Genomic DNA, 16,694 nt, shown 5'->3' with positions numbered 1-16,694 from the left:
GTACAGGTGGACGGCTCGGTGCTCGGAGGGGCGGCGCGAAGCGTGGATCGCAGTGGCGGGGTGCCGCCGACCGGCGACACCATCCAGATCGGCATCGCCGTGGACATCCCCGAGCCGTGGGGTGCCCTGCTCACCCGGCGGCGGGTCGAGGCCGGTGATCCGCTGGCGGTGCCCGCGCACGTGACGTTGCTCGGGCCCACCGAGATCCGGACGGCCAACCTGCCGGCGGTCGAGCGGCACCTGGCCGCCGTCGCCGCCGCACACCTGCCGTTCACCCTGCACCTGCGGGGCACCGGCACGTTCCGTCCGGTCACCCAGGTGGTGTTCGTCGCGGTGGCCGCCGGGATCAGCGAGTGCGAGCTGCTGGCCGCGGCCATCGCCGCTGCGCCGGGCCTGCACCGCGAACTCCGCTTCCCGTACCATCCGCACGTCACAGTGGCTCAGGACGTGGCACCGGAGGCCCTGGACCGGGTGTACGAGGATCTGGCCGACTTCTCCGCGATGTTCGAGGTCGACGGGTTCACCCTCTTCTCGCACAGCGGGCAGGCCAGGTGGCAGCCGCGTCGGGACTTCTGCCTCGGCACCTGAAACGCCGGCATTCGAGCCGTCAGCACCTGAAGCAGCGACGCGCCGGCCGGCGAGCATCGGGAGCCGGTTGCCACTACAGCGGTGGGAGATCGGCGAGGATGACCGCGTGAACGTGATCGGCCGGATCGAGACGGGCATCGACCGCTGGGTGAGCGCCGCGCGCCACCGGTCGGGGCTCTTCGATCACGTGTGGCGGGCCGGGGTGCTGTACGGCGAGGTGCTGGCCGGCCGGTTGGCCGCCGCGATCGCCTACTACGGCTTCTTCGCCGTGTTCGCCCTCGCCCTGGTCGCGTTCTCCGTCTTCGGCGCGATCCTGGAGGACAACGACGAGGTCAGCGCGGCGGCGGCCGACTTCCTCAAGGAGAATCTGCCGTTCCTGGACGCCGGGCAGATCGCCAACTCCAGCGGCACCGTCGGTGTGGTCGGCCTGGTCATCCTGGTCTTCACCGGGATCGGTTGGGTCGAGGCCATCCGGTCCTCGCAGCGGCTGATGTACCAGCTCAACCAGCAGCCGGGCAATCTGGTGGTGCGGCGGCTCGTCGACCTGGGCGTGATGATCGGCGTCTTCGTGCTGCTCGGCGTCTCGGTCGCGGCGGTGGACGCGTTGGAGTCGCTGCTGCGTTTCCTGCTGCGCAGCACCGGCTCGGTGGGTCTGACCACCATCAGCGCGGTGCTCAGCGTGCTGGTCAACACAGTGCTCGCCACCGCGTTGCTGCTCGCCGTGCCCCGGCTGCGGATGAGCCGGTCCCGGCTGCGCCCGGTGGTGTTGCTCGTCGCTGTCGGCATCACGCTGCTGAACACCGTCGGCCGGTACTACGTGGTGCGGACCGAGCGGAACCCGGCGTACACCGTGGTGGCCGGCGCCGTCGGTCTGCTGCTGTACCTCTACCTGCTCAACCAGTTGGTGCTGTTCGGCGCGGCGCTCCTGGCGACCAGCACCACCGGCCGAGTGGTGGACCTGGCGGAGACCCCCGCCCCGCCGAAGGATGTCGACGAGGGCGTCGACCCCGGTACGCCGGGCGGTGCGGGCTGATGACGGAAGGCGTGCAGGTGCTGATCTCGGTCGACGCGGACTCGTCGGTGCCCCCGTACGAGCAGGTGCGTGTGCAGCTCGCCGAGCTGATCGGCGACGGCAGGTTGCCGGTGGGCAGCCGCCTGCCCACCGTCCGGCAGCTCGCGGCCGACCTGCGGTTGGCCGCGAACACGGTGGCCCGCGCCTACCGGGAGCTGGAGGCGGCCGGGCTACTGGAGACCCGGGGGCGCAACGGCACCTTCGTCGCCCCCGGTCGGGACGACGCCGTCGACCGGTTGCAGCGGGCGGCGGCCGGCTACGCGGCGGAGGCGGCCCGGCTCGGCGTGCCACCGGCCACCGCGCTCGCCCTGGTCCGCGCCGCCCTGGACGCGGTCCGCCCCGGCTGACCGGCTGCCGATCGACCGTCGGACGGGCGATAACTGAGCAGAACTACGCCGCCGCTCGCGTTCGCGGACCATGATGAGCCGGTGGGCGCACTCATGACACTGGACCTGCCGCCGGACTCGCCGCTCCTCGGCCTGCCGTGGATCATCACCTTCGGTCCGCTCGGTGATATCGACGAGTGGGAGCCGGTGGTCTGCGGGCCGTACGAGCGACCGCACGCGTTGGCCCTGGCCGAGGCGGTGGTGGCCGAGGAGCAGTTGATGGCAGTGGTGGAGCCGCTGCTGCCGGCGCTGTCCGCCGACGAGATCCGCAGCGAGATCGCCGCCGCGCAGGTCGCCGCCGAGGACGAGGCCCGGCAGGTGGAGGGGGCCGACCTGTACGGCGACTTCGAGGACGTGATCGACGAGGAGTTGGACGCGGCAGCCGACGAGGCCGGCCACGGTGAGCCCGTCGAAGCGCCGGACGAGGCCGAGGTACGTGCCGGCTTCACCCGGATCGCCGCGTTGCTCACCGCGAAGTGACGACGACCTGGGTTGGCGTGCACGGACACCGGCGCCACGCGGAGCGGACTCCGCGCGGCGCCGGTGGCACCTCACCCCCCACCACAAGGGGTCGGTAGCCCAGTCGCCCGTCGGCGCGGGGCACGACGAACGACCAGGTCGAGAACGAGTTACCCGTTCAGCGCCGTTCCAACCAGACCGCCGCGTCAATTGGCAGCAGCCGGCCGGAGCCCTGTTCGGTGAGCTCGTCGCTGGCGACGAGCGGCTGACCGTACCCGTCGATCAGGACCGGCGCGCCGCTCATGTTGACGACGCAGGTCAGCACTGTCGCTCCGGCGGAGCGGGAGAAGGCCAGCACGCCCGGCTCGCTCTCCTGCCAGGTGACCCCGTCGGCGTCGAGGGCGAGCGCGGGATGAACGTGGCGGATCCGCAGCGCGGTCCGGTACAGCTCCAGGGTCGAGCCGGGCACGCCGGTCTGCGCCGTGACGGACAGCGCCCGCCAGAGCGCCGGGGCGGGTAGCCAGCTCAGCTCACTGCCGGCCGGCCCGAAGCCGTACGGAGCCAGCTCGCCGTCCCACGGGATGGGCACCCGGCAGCCGTCGCGGCTCTCGCCGGTGCGCAGGAACGCCGGATCCTGGCGGAGCTCGTCGGGGAGGTCGAGGACCTCCGGCAGGCCCAGTTCCTCGCCCTGGTAGAGGTAGGCGCAGCCGGGCAGGGCGAGCATCAGCAGGCTGGCGGCCCGGGCTCGGCGCAGCCCTTCGACGCCGTCGCCGTACCGGGTGACGTGCCGCTGCTTGTCGTGGTTGGACAGCACCCAGGTGGTGGGCGCTCCGACGACTGTCGCCTCGGCCAAGGCGGTGTCGATCACCTTGCGGAACGAGTCGGCCGACCAGGTGGCGTCGAGGAAGTCGAAGCTGAACGCCTGGTGCAACTCGTCCGGGCCGATGTAGCGGGCCAGGCGCTGTGGCGTCTCGGCCCACGCCTCGGCGACCGCCATCCGACCGCCGGGGTAGCTGTCCAGGATGGGCCGCCAGGCCCGGTAGATCTCGTGCACCTCGTCCTGGTCGAAGTACGGCAGCCGGCCCTTGCCGAGCAGTTCGACCTGACGCTGGCCGGTGGTCATAGTGCTGAAGCCGACGTCCGGCAGCCCTTCCGCCTTGATCATGCCGTGCGCCACGTCGACGCGGAATCCGTCGACGCCCCGATCCAGCCAGAACCGCAGCACGTCCTCGAACTCGGAGCGAACCTCCGGGTGACGCCAGTTCAGGTCCGGCTGCGAGCTGTCGAACAGGTGCAGATACCACTGGCCGTCAGCGGTCCGGGTCCAGGCGGGGCCGCCGAAGATGCTCTCCCAGTCGTTCGGGGGCAACTCGCCGTGCGTGCCCTGACCGTCGGCGAAGAGGTAGCGGGCCCGCTCCGGTGAGCCGGGGCCGGCGGCGAGCGCCGCGGTGAACCAGTGGTGCGCGCTGGAGGTGTGGTTGGGCACCAGGTCGACGATGATCCGAAGGCCGTGGGCGTGCGCGTCAGTGATCATCGCGTCGAAGTCGGCGAGTGTGCCGAACATCGGGTCGACGTCCCGGTAGTCGGCCACGTCGTACCCGCCGTCGATCATCGGCGAGGTGTAGAAGGGGGTCAGCCAGAGCGCGTCCACCCCGAGGTCACGCAGGTACGGCAGGCGCTGCCGGATGCCCTGGAGGTCGCCGGTGCCGTCGCCGTCGCTGTCGGCGAAGCTGCGGACGTACACCTGGTAGACGACCGCAGAGCGCCACCAGTCGTCGTCGGTGGTGGTGGTCTGCGGTGGGGTGGCGGTGCTGATCATTCGAGCAATATGCCGGCCCGCCGTTGCAAGAGTCAAGCAGATCTTGCGTAAGACAAGCGTGCGGAACTCGGCGCGACAGCCGTGGAGCCGCGCACCACCAGCTCCGGGCGGAACAGGTACTCCGAGTGCGGGGCGCCGTGCCCGTTGATCTCGTCCACCAGGGCGCGGACGGCGGCCACCGCCATCGCGGTGACCGGTTGCCGCATGGTGGTCAGCGGCGGGTCGGTGAAGGCCATCAGCGGGGAGTCGTCGTAGCCGACCACGGAGAGGCCGCCGGGCACGTCGAGGCCGCGTTGACGGGCGGCCCGGATCGCGCCGAGCGCCATCAGGTCGGAGCCGCAGACCACGCCGGTGACGCCACGGTCCAACAGGCGGCCGGCCGCCGCCTCGCCACCCTCCACTCCGAACAGTGACAGCTCAGCGAGGGGGCCCAGGTCGGCTTCGGCGACGCCGGCCAGCCGGGTCATCGCGGAACGCCAGGCAGCCACCTTGCGCTGCACCGGGACGAACCGGTCCGGGCCGGTGATCAGGCCGATCCGTCGGTGCCCGAGCGCGACCAGGTGGGCAACTGCCAGTTCGGCCGCCTCCCGGTCGTCGCAGGAGACGAAGGGCGCGCCGATGCCGGGCACGTACCCGTTGATCATCACGACCGGCAACGGCCGGGCGAGCAGCGCCCGGTAGCGGTCGTGGTTGGCGGCCGTGTCGGCGTGCAGGCCGGAGACGAAGACGATCCCGGAGACCTGCCTGTCCAGCAGCATCTCCACGTACTCGTCCTCGGTCACGCCGCCGGCGGTCTGGGTGCAGAGCACCGGCGTGAATCCACTCTGCGCCAGAGTGGACTCGATGACCTGGGCGAAGGCGGGGAAGATCGGGTTGTCCAGCTCCGGCACCACCAGGCCGACGAGACCGGCGCTGCGCTTACGCAGCCGGGCTGGCCGCTCGTACCCGAGCACGTCGAGGGCGGTGAGGACGGCCTGCCGGGTCTCCGGGGCCACGCCGGGGCGGTCGTTGAGCACCCGCGACACCGTGGCCTCGCTGACTTCGGCCTGCTGGGCGATGTCGGACAGTCGAGCGCGCATGGCGGCACTTTAGCCCACCGGCAAGTTCTTGCGGGGTCCTCTGCAAGCCCTTCCATTACTTGCAACGTCTTGCTAACGTCCCCGCAACACGCGAGAGCAGCGGCGCAGCATCCATGCGCCGATCGGCAAGAACTTCCAGACTTTCCACTGGCGAGCCGCCCGTCCCCGGCGAGCCGCCATGACGACAGGAGTACCGATGCGCATCCGTACCGCGGGTGTGGTCGCCCTCTTCGCCCTGGCGCTCGCCGCCTCAGGCTGCGGTGGCGACAGCGACGAGCCGGCCGCGAAGGAAACCCCCAAGGCCGCCGGCGGCAAACTGGTGATCTGGGCGGACGACAAGCGGACCGCCGCCCTCAAGCCGTTCGCCGAGAAGTTCGGCCAGGAGAACGGCGTCAGCGTCGAGGTCCAGGCCGTCCCGAACGAGGACCTTCAGAACAACTTCGTGACAGTGTCGAGCCAGGGCGGCGGCCCGGACGTGGTGATCGGCGCGCACGACTGGATCGGCAACCTGGTCCAGAACGGTGCCATCGACCCGGTGCAGCTGTCCGACCAGCAGAAGGCCGCCTTCAACGAGACCGCCGTCAAGGCCGTCACGTTCAACGGCCAGCTCTACGGCGTGCCCTATGCCCAGGAGAACCTGGCGCTGATCCGCAACACCGAACTGGCCCCCGAGGCACCGAAGACGATCGAGGACCTGGTCGCCACCGGCAAGCAGCTCAAGGCGCAGAAGAAGGTCACCGAGACGCTCTGCCTCCAGGTCGGCCAGAAGGGCGACGCGTACCACATCTATCCGCTGTACACCTCGGCCGGCGGTTACCTCTTCGGCACCACCGCGAACGGCGACTACGACCCGAAGGACCTGGGCGTGGGCAAGCCGGAGTCGATCGCCGCGTTCAAGAAGATCGCCGCGCTCGGCGAGAAGGGCGAGGGCGTGCTGAAGCGCTCGATCGCCGACACCAACTCGACCGCAACCTTCACCGGCAAGAAGTGCGCCTTCCTGGTCTCCGGGCCGTGGGCCACCGCCGACGTGAAGAAGGCCGGCATCAAGTACGACGTCTCCGCCGTTCCCGGCTTCGCCGGCGGCAAGGCGGCCGCGCCGTTCGTAGGCGTCCAGTCCTTCTACGTGGCGGCCAAGGGCAAGAACAAGGCTCTCGCCCAGGAGTTCGTCGCCAACTACGTCACCACGCCGGAGCTGGCCGTGGCGCTCTACCAGGCCGACCCGCGCCCGCCGGCGCTGACCGCCGCGCTTGACCAGGTCAAGAGCAGCGACCCGGACCTGGCCAAGTTCATCGAGGCCGGCAAGAACGGGCAGGTGCTCCCGGCCATCCCGGCCATGGCCGCGATCTGGGACCCGTTCGGCAAGGCCGAGGCCGCCGTCATCGGCGGCGCCGACCCGACCAGCACGGTTACCGCGGCCGGCAAGACGATCGCCGGTTCGATCAAGTAATGAGCACACCGCTGTCCGGCCCGGGGCCTGCCCAGCAGGCCCCGGGCCGGGGGCCCGTCCGCACCGGGTCCCCGCGCACCACCCGTACCGCGCGGAACCACGCGCCGATCACCGCGACCGGCCTCGCCGCGAAGGTGATCCTGCTCGGCCTGGTGGCCGGGATCGCGATCTGGGCGGCCTTCCCGCTCGTGGCGGCCGAGAAGTGGGTTGGGCTGGCGGTGCTGGTGCTGACCACCGCCGCACTGTTCTATCTGTACCTGGGCCGCCGGCACGTCCCGGCGAAGTACCTCATCCCCGGCACGCTCTTCCTGATCGCCTTCCAGATCGTGCCGGTGCTTTACACCGCGAGCACGGCCTTCACCAACTTCGGCGACGGCCACCGAGGCAGCAAGGACGACGCGATCGTCGCGATCCAGAGCTCCTCGGTCAAGCAGGTCCCGGGGTCCACCCAGTACCCGTTGTCGGTCGCCACCAAGGGCGACCCGGCCACCGGTGCCCTGGTCTTCCTGATCACCAAGCCAGGAACCGACACGGTCTCCGTCGGCGACGCCGAGGGCCTTCGCCCGCTCGATCCCGGCGCGGCGACCGTCGGCCCCGGCGGGAAGGTCACCGCGGCCGACGGCTACACCGTGCTGAACTTCAGCCAGGCCAGCGCCCGCAGCAAGGACATCACGGACCTGGTGGTGCCGACGGCCGGAGGCGCGCTGCGCTCGTCCGGCCTGTCCCGGGCGTACGAGGGCAAGGCCGTCCGGGCGTACGACGCGGGCTGCGACTGCGTCAAGGACAGCGACAGCGGCAGGACCTGGACCGCGGACGGCGAGGTCGGCGCGTTCGTCGCCGCCGACGGCGAGCGGCTGGCCCAGGGTTGGAAGGTGAACGTCGGGCTGTCCAACTTCACCCGGGTGCTCACCGACGAGCGGATTTCCGGGCCGTTCCTCCGCACGCTGATCTGGAACTTCGCCTTCGCCATCGGCTCCACCGGCGGCACGTTCATCCTCGGCATGGCGATCGCCCTGGCGCTGCACTCGCCCCGAATGCGGGGCACCAACCTCTACCGGATGTTGCTGATCCTGCCGTACGCCATGCCGTCCTTCGCGATGCTCCTGGTCTGGCGGGACATGTTCAACACCGACTTCGGGCTGATCAACAATCTGTTCGGGCTCAGCGTCGACTGGTTCGGGCAGGGCTGGTCGGCCCGCGCCGCGGTGATCCTGGTGCAGCTCTGGCTCGGCTACCCGTACATGTTCCTGGTGGCGACCGGCGCTCTACAGGCCATCCCACGGGAGTTGACAGAGGCCACCTCGGTCGACGGGGCGTCGCGCTGGCAGTCGTTCCGGGCCGTCACCCTGCCGCTGCTGCTGGTCGCGCTCTCGCCGCTGCTGATCTCGTCGTTCGCGTTCAACTTCAACAACTTCAACGCGATCTACCTGACCACCGAGGGCGCGCCATTCCCGGCGGACAACCCCAGCAACGGCGCCACCGACCTGCTGATCACCTACACCTACCGGCTGGCGTTCGGTGGGCAGGCCGCACAGTTCGGCTTCGCCGCGGCCATCTCGCTGTTCATCTTCGCCATCGTCGCGGTGGTGTCGGCGGTCAGCTTCCGGCGGACCCGCCAACAGGAGGAGGTGTATTCATGACCATGCTCACCGGCGCCGCCGTCACGGGCGGCGCGAACGGCTCGGCGACGGTCGACCGCAACGCGGGCAGGCGTAAGAAGCGATGGTTCGCCGAGGTCGGCTGGCGGCACCTGGTCGGCCTGCTCGGCGTGCTGTTCAGTCTCTTTCCGCTCGTGTTCGTCGTCTCGGCGGCGCTCAATCCGCTCGGCACCCTGTCGTCCACCGAGTTGGTGCCGACCGGCGGGGTGTCGTTGGAGAACTTCGGGAACCTGTTCGCGCGCACCGAGTTCGCTGACTGGTTCCTGAACTCGCTGCTCATCGCCGGTGGGGCCGCGTTCGCCTCGGTCTTTCTCTCCGCGCTCGCGGCGTACGCCTTCTCCCGGATGCGGTTTCAGGGGCGACGGGTGGGGTTGCTGTCACTGCTGTTGATCCAGATGTTCCCGCAGTTCCTCGCGATCGTTGCGATCTTCCTGATCTTCGGCACGATCACCGACCTGTGGCCGGCCATCGGCTTCAACACCCCGTGGGGTCTGTTGCTGCTCTACCTGGGTGGCGCGCTGGGCGTGAACACCTGGCTGATGAAGGGCTTCTTCGACACCCTGCCCCGCGAGCTGGACGAGTCGGCCACCGTGGACGGCGCCTCACACGCCCAGGTCTTCTTCCGGATCATGCTGCCGTTGGTGGCGCCGATCCTCGCGGTGACCGGGCTGCTCGCCTTCATCAACACCATCAACGAGTTCCTGATGGCGAGCGTCTTCCTCACCGACACGGATGCCAAGACCCTCGCGGTCGGCATGCGGGGCATGTTGCAGGGCGGCGAGCGGAACACCAACTTCGGGATCTTCGCGGCCGGCACCCTGCTGACCGCGATCCCGACGGTGCTGGTCTTCCAGTTCCTCCAGCGGTACATCGTCTCCGGCCTCACCTCCGGTGCGGTGAAGGGATAGGTCGTCGGCCGTGGCCGGGCGGCCTGGACGCGCCGACCGGTCACCCCACTACTACAAAGTGTCGTTGATAGGGGAGGATGGGAGGCGTGGAAGCACTCCGACTCATCCTTCTCTATGTCCATCTGATCGGGTTCGCCCTGCTGCTCGGTGGCTCGATCGCCCAGTACGCCAGCGGTCGGCTGCGGATCAACCAGGCCATGCTGTGGGGCGCGGTGATCCAGTTGCTGACCGGGCTCGGCCTCTCCGCGCCGCTGCGCGGCGGCGGCGACGACGAGCCGAACCCGGCAAAACTTGTGACGAAGTTGGTGATCGCGCTGCTGATCTTCGTCATGGTCTTCTTCTCCCGGAAGCGGGACGTGGTCAACCGCGGTCATTTCCTCGCGATCGTCGGTCTGACCCTGGTCAACGCGGCGGTCGCGGTCTTTTGGCGGTAACGTCCGAGGAGGGAAACGCCTCCAGAAAACGGACGTTGCGGACGCCGCGGCGCACGGTTACCAGCACGAAGAGTGATGTGCCCCACGCAAGGGTTACACCCGGGTAACAGGCGCTCAACAGTCGTGCACGATTGTCGGCCGGTGGGTGGACGCGGGCGTACGCTCCCGTCCGTAACGTGGGACAGCCGGCGGCACACCCGCAGGTCGGCTGATGGGCTGCCACCGCACAAGGCGCGGTGAGCAATGGGAAGGAGACGTCTTGCGCTCGGTGCGTGGGATGCGGATCGCTTCGATCTTCGCGGTGGGTGGGCTCGCGCTCACCGCCGCTGCTTGTGGCGAGGCGCCCAAGGATGACAACAACGCCGGCAGTGGCGGCAAGAAGTTCAGCGCCTGCATGGTGACCGACGTCGGCGGCATCGACGACAAGTCGTTCAACACCTCGGCCTGGAAGGGTCTGCAGGAGGCCAAGGCCGCCAACGACAACATCGACATCAAGTTCGTCGCGTCGAAGGCCGAGGCCGACTACGAGCCGAACCTGACGCAGTACGTCAACCAGAAGTGCGACTTCATCCTGGCGGTCGGTGGCCTGATGGGTGACGCCACCTCGAAGATCGCCAAGGCGAACCCGAACCAGCAGTTCGGCATCGTCGACGCCAACCCGGGTGACGCCAACGTCTACCCGATGCAGTTCGACACCGCCCAGGCCGCGTTCCAGGCCGGTTACCTGGCCGCCGGGATGAGCAAGAGCGGCAAGGTGGGCACCTACGGTGGTCTGCCGATCCCGCCGGTGACCATCTTCATGGACGGCTTCGTCGACGGTGTGAAGTACTTCAACACCACCAAGGGCAAGAACGTCCAGGCGCTGGGTTGGAACAAGGACACCCAGAAGGGTTCCTTCACCAACGACTTCGCCAAGCAGGACGAGGGCAAGAAGGTCTCCGACGCGCTGGTCGCCCAGGGCGCGGACATCATCATGCCGGTCGCCGGCGGCTCCGGCCTCGGCACCACCGCCGCGGCCAAGGCCTCGGGCGGCAAGTACAGCACTATCTGGGTGGACGTCGACGGCTGCGAGAGCACCCCGGACTGCTCGGCGATCGTCACCACCGTGGTCAAGAACATCCCGGAGGCCGTCAAGGAGGCCGTGGTGAAGGCCGCCAGTGGCGAGAAGCTGGAGGCCAAGCCGGGCTTCGTCGGCACCCTGGCCAACACCGGCGTCTCGATCGCCCCGTACCACGACTTCGACAGCAAGGTCCCGGCCGAGCTGAAGGCCGAGGTCGACAAGATCAAGGCGGACATCGCCGCCGGCACCATCACCGTCACCTCGAAGGCCCAGCCGACCAAGTGACGACCGGCCGGCCCCTCCGGTGAGATCATCGGTAGGGCCGGCGCAGACAGGTACGACCGATCGGCCGCTCCGGCTCTGCGGGACACCCCCGCGGGGTCGGAGCGGCCGATCGCGCACCACGGCGGCCGGCCCGGTCCGGCCGGTACGACGGCAGCTAGGCTGCACCATCGCTCGCACTCCAGGAGGTTGCGCTGAGACTCGAACTGCGCGGCATCACCAAGCGGTTCGGTGATCTGGTCGCCAACGATCACATCGACTTGACGGTGGAGCCTGGAGAGATTCACGCCCTCCTCGGCGAGAACGGCGCGGGCAAGTCGACCCTGATGAACGTGCTCTACGGGCTCTACCAGCCCGACGAGGGCGAGATCCTGGTCGACGGCAAGCCGCTGAAGCTGAAGGGCCCGTCCGACGCGATCGCCGCCGGGATCGGCATGGTGCACCAGCACTTCATGCTGGTGCCGGTCTTCACCGTCGCCGAGAACGTCATGCTCGGCGCCGAGCAGGTCCGGGGCGGCATCGCCGGCTTCCTGGACCGGCGTCGGGCCCGGCGCGAGGTCACCGAGGTGTCCGAGCGCTACAACCTGCGGGTCGACCCGGACGCGGTGATCGAGGACCTGCCGGTCGGCATCCAGCAGCGCGTCGAGATCGTCAAGGCGCTCACCCGCGACGTCGACCTGCTCATCCTGGACGAGCCGACAGCTGTGCTCACCCCTCAGGAGACCGAGGAGTTGCTGACGGTCATGCGGTCGCTCAAGGCGGCCGGCAAGTCGATCGTCTTCATCACCCACAAGCTTGGCGAGGTCAAGGCCATCGCCGACCGGATCACAGTGATCCGACGCGGAAAGACCGTCGGCACCGCCTCACCGGAGGCCAGCCGGGACGAGCTGGCCGCGTTGATGGTCGGGCGCAACGTCCGGCTCACCGTGGACAAGACCCCGGCCACGCCGGGCGACCCGGTGCTGGAGGTGGCCGGGCTGGTCGTCGACGACGACCGGCAGATCCGCGCCGTCGACGGCGTCGACCTGACCGTGCGCGCGGGCGAGGTCCTCGGCGTGGCGGGCGTACAGGGCAACGGTCAGACCGAGCTGATCGAAGCGATCATGGGCCTGCGCCCGGTGCTGGCCGGCACGATCAGCCTGGCCGGCGACCAGATCAACGGCTGGAAGCCGAAGAGGGTGCTCCGGGCGGGCGTCGGTTACGTGCCCGAGGACCGCAGCGTGGACGGCCTGGTCAAGGAGTTCAGCGTTGCGGAGAACCTGGTGCTGGACATCTACGACCGGCCGCCGTTCGGTGCCGGGCTCGCGCTGAAGCCGGACGCGATCGCCGCCTCCGCGAAGGAGCGGATCGAGCAGTTCGACGTGCGTACCTCATCGGCCGACGCGGCGGTGGGCACCCTGTCCGGGGGCAACCAGCAGAAGGTGATCGTGGCCCGGGAGCTGTCCCGGCCACTGAAGCTCCTCATCGCCGCCCAGCCGACCCGTGGCGTCGACGTCGGGTCGATCGAGTTCATCCACAGCCAGGTCATCCGCGAGCGAGACATCGGCACCGCCGTTCTGGTGGTCTCCAGCGAACTCGACGAGGTGATCGGGTTGGCCGACCGGATCGCGGTGATGTACCGCGGCCGGATCATCGGCATCGTCGGCCCGGACACCCCGCGTGAGGAGATCGGTCTGCTGATGGCCGGCATCAGCCAGGACGAGGCCCACGACGCCGCCGCCGAGAAGCCCGACGCGGCAATCGCCGCCGACGAGCCCGGCGCGGCACCCGCCACCGACAAGCCCGGCGCGGCAGACGGGAGCCCGGCGCGCGACGCGGGCTCCGCGAGCGAGGACGAGGCATGAGCGAGCGCCAGCGAGCGAACAGTCGACACTGGGGTTTGGTGCCTCATGGCGTCACGCAGCGAAGCGGAGTGACGGCATGAGCGACCCCAATCCGCAGTCCGGCTCGCCGGACAAGGAGCCGGCGAGCGAGGCGCAGGCCGCGCAGAACGCGCTCGGCAACACCGAACGCGCCGAGGTGGCCACCGAGCCGGACCGCTCGGTGAAGCCAGGCCCGGAGCCGAAGCCGAGCCTGGGCCGGTTGTTCCTGGACAACCTCTGGGCGGCGAACACCTTCACGGTGACGCTGTTGTCGTTGGTGCTGGCGATCGTGGTCGGCGCGGTGCTGATGATCATCTCTGATCCCGACGTGCTCGCCACCTACTCGTACATCACCTCCCGCCCGTCCGACGCGATCAACTCCAGCTGGACGCTCGTCAGCGAGGCGTACGCGAACCTGTTCAAGGGCTCGATCTTCGACCCCGAGGCGTTCTCCGGCTGGTTGGACGGCGCCAACGGCTGGCAGGCGGTGCTCGCGCCGATCTCGGAGACGCTGACCTACGCGGCGCCGCTGGTCTTCACCGGCCTGTCGGTGGCGCTGGCCTTCCGGGGCGGCCTGTTCAACATCGGCGCCCAGGGCCAGGCCACCATCGGTGTGATCATGGCGGCGCTGGCCGGCTTCCTGCTGCCGCTGCCGCCCGGCCTGCACCTGCTGGTGGCGGTGCTGGCCGGCGCGCTGGGTGGAGCGATCTGGGGCTTCATCCCCGGCATCCTCAAGGCCCGTGCCGGCGCGCACGAGGTGATCAACACGATCATGCTGAACTACGTCGCCACGTACTTCCTCACCTGGTTGATCGTGCAGAACGGCGTGCAGGACCCGAACCGCACCGACGCGATCAGCAAGGCGGTGGACACCTCCGCCCAGCTGCCCCGACTGCTCGGCGACAACCTGCGCGTGCACGCCGGCATCCTGCTCGCCGTGCTCGCCACCTGGGCGGTCGCCTGGCTGCTCAACCGCTCGACGCTCGGTTTCGAGCTGCGCGCGGTCGGCGCCAACCCGGACGCCGCCCGGACCGCGGGCATCAGCGTCACCCGGACGTACATCCTGATCATGGTCTTCGCCGGAATCCTGGCCGGCCTCGGCGGCTCGAACATGGTGCTCGGCTCGACCGCCAGCGCGTTGACCCCGCTGGTGGTCGCGCAGATCGGGTTCGACGGCATCCTGGTGGCACTGCTCGGGCGGGTGAAGCCCTGGGGGGTGCTGCTGGCCGCGCTGCTGTTCGGCGCGCTTCAGGCCGGTGGTAACCGGATGCAGTCGTACTCCGGGATCTCGCTGGAGCTGGTGACAGTGCTCCAGGCGCTGATCGTCATCTTCATCGCCGCACCGGCCCTGGTGAAGGCGATCTTCCAGCTCCGGGCCGCGCGCGCCGCCCGGTTGCAGACGAGCCTGGCGAAGGGCTGGTAACTCATGTCCACCATGGCTGTCCCCGACATCGCGGTCGCCCCGGTCGACGAGGGCTTCTGGACCCGCAGCCGGAAGGTCGGTCTCACGCTGCTGGCGCTCGGCCTGCTGGCCGCGGTGCTCTTCGGCGCGCTCGCCACCGACCAACAGGCCCGGTTCACCCTCAGCGACGACGCGGCCGGTGCCGCACTGGAGATCAACGGCACGATCGGGGCGATCCTGTTCGGGATCATCACGATCGCCGCCGGCGCGGCGCTGCTCGCCGGGGTGCCGAAGCGGTGGTTCCTCCCCGTGCTCGGCGTCGGGCTGGTCGCCTTCGTGCTGTCGTTCCTCTGCTGGCAGGTCAGCGCCGCGCCGGCCGGGCAGAACTTCATGCCGCTGGTCAACATCATCCGCGGTACGTTCCTCCTGGCTCTGCCGCTGATCTTCGGCGCGCTCGCCGGGGTGCTCTGTGAGCGGTCCGGCGTGGTCAACGTGGCCATCGAGGGCCAACTGCTGATGGGCGCGTTCAGCGGGGCCCTGTTCGGCAGCATCTCCGGCAGCGTGTGGGTGGGCCTGGTCGCCGCAGCCATCGGCGGCGCGTTCATCTCGCTGCTGCTGGCCGTCTTCGCCATCCGCTACCTGGTCGACCAGGTTGTCATGGGCATCGTGCTGAACCTGCTGGCCGTCGGCGTCACCGGCTTCCTCTACGAGCGGCTGATGCAGACCGACGCCGCGAAGTACAACAGCGCGCCCCGCTTCAGCAACTGGGAGATCCCGCTGCTGAAGGACATCCCGGTGCTCGGTCCGGCGTTGTTCCGCGGCAACATCTTCCTCTACCTCGGGCTGCTCCTGGTGCTGGTGATCCACATCGGGCTGTTCCGCACCCGGTGGGGGCTGCGGACCCGCTCGGTCGGCGAGCACCCGATCGCCGCCGACACGCTCGGCGTCAAGGTGCTGCGGGTGCGCTACCGCAACGTGCTGCTGGCCGGTGTGGTCGCCGGCATCGGCGGCGCGTCCTACACCCTGGCGCTCTACTCGTTCACCAAGAACATGATCGGTGGTAAGGGCTTCATCGCCCTGGCTGCGCTGATCTTCGGTCGCTGGAACCCGACCGGCGCGCTGCTCGCCGCGCTGTTCTTCGGATTCGCCGACCAGCTCGCCACGTACCTGGGCGCGATCAGCAGCTCGATCCCCAGCCAGTTCCTGGCCATGCTGCCCTACCTGGCGACGATCCTGGCGGTCGCCGGGCTGGTCGGTCGGGTCCGGGCACCGGCCGCCGACGGCAAGCCGTACATCAAGGGCTGACACCCGAGGGCCGGCCCGATCCCACGTGATCAGTGATGAAAAGTAGGTGCCGGAACCGTTCCCGGCCTACTTCTCATCACCTGATCACGTCGGGCCGCCGCCCCTGCTCGCTTCTGACCTGGGCAGCTTGGGCAGAATGGCGGCATGACCGACATTGACTGGGCACGGTTGCGCGCTGCCGCCATCGAGGCGATGCGGCACGCGTACGCGCCGTACTCGACGTTCCCGGTTGGCGCGGCCGCACTTGTCGACGACGGCCGGGTGGTGGTCGGCTGCAACGTGGAAAATGCCGCGTACGGGGTGACGCTGTGCGCCGAGTGCGGGGTCGTGTCCAGCCTGCACGCCACCGGTGGCGGCCGGCTCGTCGCGCTCTCCTGCGTCGACGCGACAGGCGAGCCGTTGATGCCGTGCGGCCGGTGTCGGCAACTGCTCTGGGAGCACGGCGGGCCGGAGTGCCTGATCGAGAGCAAGACCCGGCCGCTGCGGATGGCCGAGCTGCTGCCGCACGCCTTCGGCGTGGAGGACCTGGAGGCCGTCACCGGGGAGACGCCGGTGCCGGTGGTCCCGGAGCGGCTCGCCGCCTGGCGCGGGCGCGGCACCGTCTTCGTGCACCCGGACATGTCCGCCGGTCAGCAGGTCTGGACGGCGTACTGGGAGCGGTCGGCAGGCGACGACGCCGGCGCCGAGACCGGGGTGCTGGAGGAGGCGCCGAGCTGGGACGACCCGGCCGAGGCGATCACCTGGGGCCTGGCCCGGACGCCCCGGGTGGTCGTGGTGGACGCCACCGGCACCATCTTCTGGGCCGGTGAGGGTGAGCCGCCTTTGGAGATCCCGACTCGGTGGTCTGGTGGCTGAGCTGGGGGGCGGGGGGGGGCGCGGGGGGGGGGGCGGGGGGGGGGGGGGTTTTCGGGGGCCGGGGGCGCGGGCGGGGGT

At 69.7% G+C, this 16,694-nt stretch carries 15 protein-coding genes; 13 read left to right on the top strand and 2 right to left on the bottom strand.

Annotation, left to right across the window (positions count from 1 at the left end; genetic code table 11):
• Positions 1-18 precede the first annotated feature (18 nt).
• The 4 genes from ABZU43_RS32545 (at position 19) to ABZU43_RS32530 (ending at position 2,526) form a co-directional block, all read left to right on the top strand.
• The gene (locus ABZU43_RS32545; RefSeq protein ID WP_355010199.1) at positions 19-588 is read left to right on the top strand and encodes a 2'-5' RNA ligase family protein; all 570 of its coding nucleotides are present in this window, start codon (positions 19-21) and stop codon (positions 586-588) included.
• A gap of 106 nt (positions 589-694) precedes the next feature.
• On the top strand, positions 695-1,621 hold the full coding sequence (locus ABZU43_RS32540; RefSeq protein WP_355010198.1) for a YhjD/YihY/BrkB family envelope integrity protein: 927 nt from the start codon (positions 695-697) through the stop codon (positions 1,619-1,621).
• A complete protein-coding gene (locus ABZU43_RS32535; protein ID WP_355010197.1) occupies positions 1,621-2,007 on the top strand; it encodes a GntR family transcriptional regulator in 387 nt (128 codons plus the stop codon). Before ABZU43_RS32540 ends, ABZU43_RS32535 begins: the two co-directional genes overlap by 1 nt.
• An 81-nt stretch (positions 2,008-2,088) precedes the next feature.
• Positions 2,089-2,526: a hypothetical protein gene (locus tag ABZU43_RS32530; RefSeq protein WP_355010196.1), complete on the top strand. Its 438-nt coding sequence runs from the start codon at positions 2,089-2,091 to the stop codon at positions 2,524-2,526.
• A 157-nt stretch (positions 2,527-2,683) separates the two neighbouring features.
• On the opposite strand, the gene ABZU43_RS32525 is transcribed toward ABZU43_RS32530, so the two are convergent.
• Positions 2,684-4,324, bottom strand: a complete 1,641-nt coding sequence (locus tag ABZU43_RS32525) for a glycoside hydrolase family 13 protein (protein ID WP_355010195.1) — start codon at positions 4,322-4,324, stop codon at positions 2,684-2,686.
• A gap of 32 nt (positions 4,325-4,356) precedes the next feature.
• Positions 4,357-5,403, bottom strand: coding sequence for a LacI family DNA-binding transcriptional regulator (locus ABZU43_RS32520; protein ID WP_355010194.1), 1,047 nt, complete (start codon positions 5,401-5,403; stop codon positions 4,357-4,359).
• A gap of 196 nt (positions 5,404-5,599) precedes the next feature.
• Here ABZU43_RS32520 and ABZU43_RS32515 point away from each other — a divergent pair, with 196 nt between their 5' ends.
• The 9 genes from ABZU43_RS32515 to ABZU43_RS32475 all read left to right on the top strand — a co-directional run bounded on the left by ABZU43_RS32515 (position 5,600) and on the right by ABZU43_RS32475 (position 16,616).
• A complete protein-coding gene (locus tag ABZU43_RS32515) occupies positions 5,600-6,850 on the top strand; it encodes a maltose ABC transporter substrate-binding protein (RefSeq protein WP_355010193.1) in 1,251 nt (416 codons plus the stop codon).
• The gene (locus ABZU43_RS32510; RefSeq protein WP_355010192.1) at positions 6,850-8,490 is read left to right on the top strand and encodes an ABC transporter permease subunit; all 1,641 of its coding nucleotides are present in this window, start codon (positions 6,850-6,852) and stop codon (positions 8,488-8,490) included. Before ABZU43_RS32515 ends, ABZU43_RS32510 begins: the two co-directional genes overlap by 1 nt.
• On the top strand, positions 8,487-9,416 hold the full coding sequence (locus ABZU43_RS32505; protein ID WP_355010191.1) for a sugar ABC transporter permease: 930 nt from the start codon (positions 8,487-8,489) through the stop codon (positions 9,414-9,416). The genes ABZU43_RS32510 and ABZU43_RS32505 overlap by 4 nt, the downstream gene beginning before the upstream one ends.
• A gap of 86 nt (positions 9,417-9,502) precedes the next feature.
• Positions 9,503-9,850 carry a hypothetical protein gene (locus tag ABZU43_RS32500; RefSeq protein ID WP_355010190.1) on the top strand — a complete coding sequence of 116 codons (348 nt, stop codon included), beginning with the start codon at positions 9,503-9,505 and terminating at the stop codon, positions 9,848-9,850.
• A 277-nt stretch (positions 9,851-10,127) separates the two neighbouring features.
• Positions 10,128-11,195, top strand: a complete 1,068-nt coding sequence (locus ABZU43_RS32495) for a BMP family ABC transporter substrate-binding protein (RefSeq protein WP_355010189.1) — start codon at positions 10,128-10,130, stop codon at positions 11,193-11,195.
• A 191-nt stretch (positions 11,196-11,386) separates the two neighbouring features.
• Entirely contained in the window at positions 11,387-13,036 is a 1,650-nt protein-coding gene (locus ABZU43_RS32490) for an ABC transporter ATP-binding protein (RefSeq protein ID WP_355010212.1), read from the top strand.
• Positions 13,037-13,112: 76 nt separating this feature from the next.
• Complete coding sequence (locus tag ABZU43_RS32485; protein WP_355010188.1) at positions 13,113-14,477, top strand: ABC transporter permease; 1,365 nt, start codon at positions 13,113-13,115, stop codon at positions 14,475-14,477.
• 3 nt (positions 14,478-14,480) lie between these two features.
• Positions 14,481-15,761, top strand: a complete 1,281-nt coding sequence (locus ABZU43_RS32480) for an ABC transporter permease (RefSeq protein ID WP_355010187.1) — start codon at positions 14,481-14,483, stop codon at positions 15,759-15,761.
• A 144-nt stretch (positions 15,762-15,905) separates the two neighbouring features.
• Positions 15,906-16,616, top strand: coding sequence for a cytidine deaminase (locus tag ABZU43_RS32475; RefSeq protein ID WP_355010186.1), 711 nt, complete (start codon positions 15,906-15,908; stop codon positions 16,614-16,616).
• The last annotated feature ends 78 nt before the right edge of the window (positions 16,617-16,694 follow it).

Source organism: Micromonospora sp. NPDC005205, from assembly GCF_040608275.1.
Classification (GTDB): Bacteria; Actinomycetota; Actinomycetes; order Mycobacteriales; family Micromonosporaceae; genus Micromonospora.
This window is presented reverse-complemented; position numbering and strand designations above follow the sequence as displayed.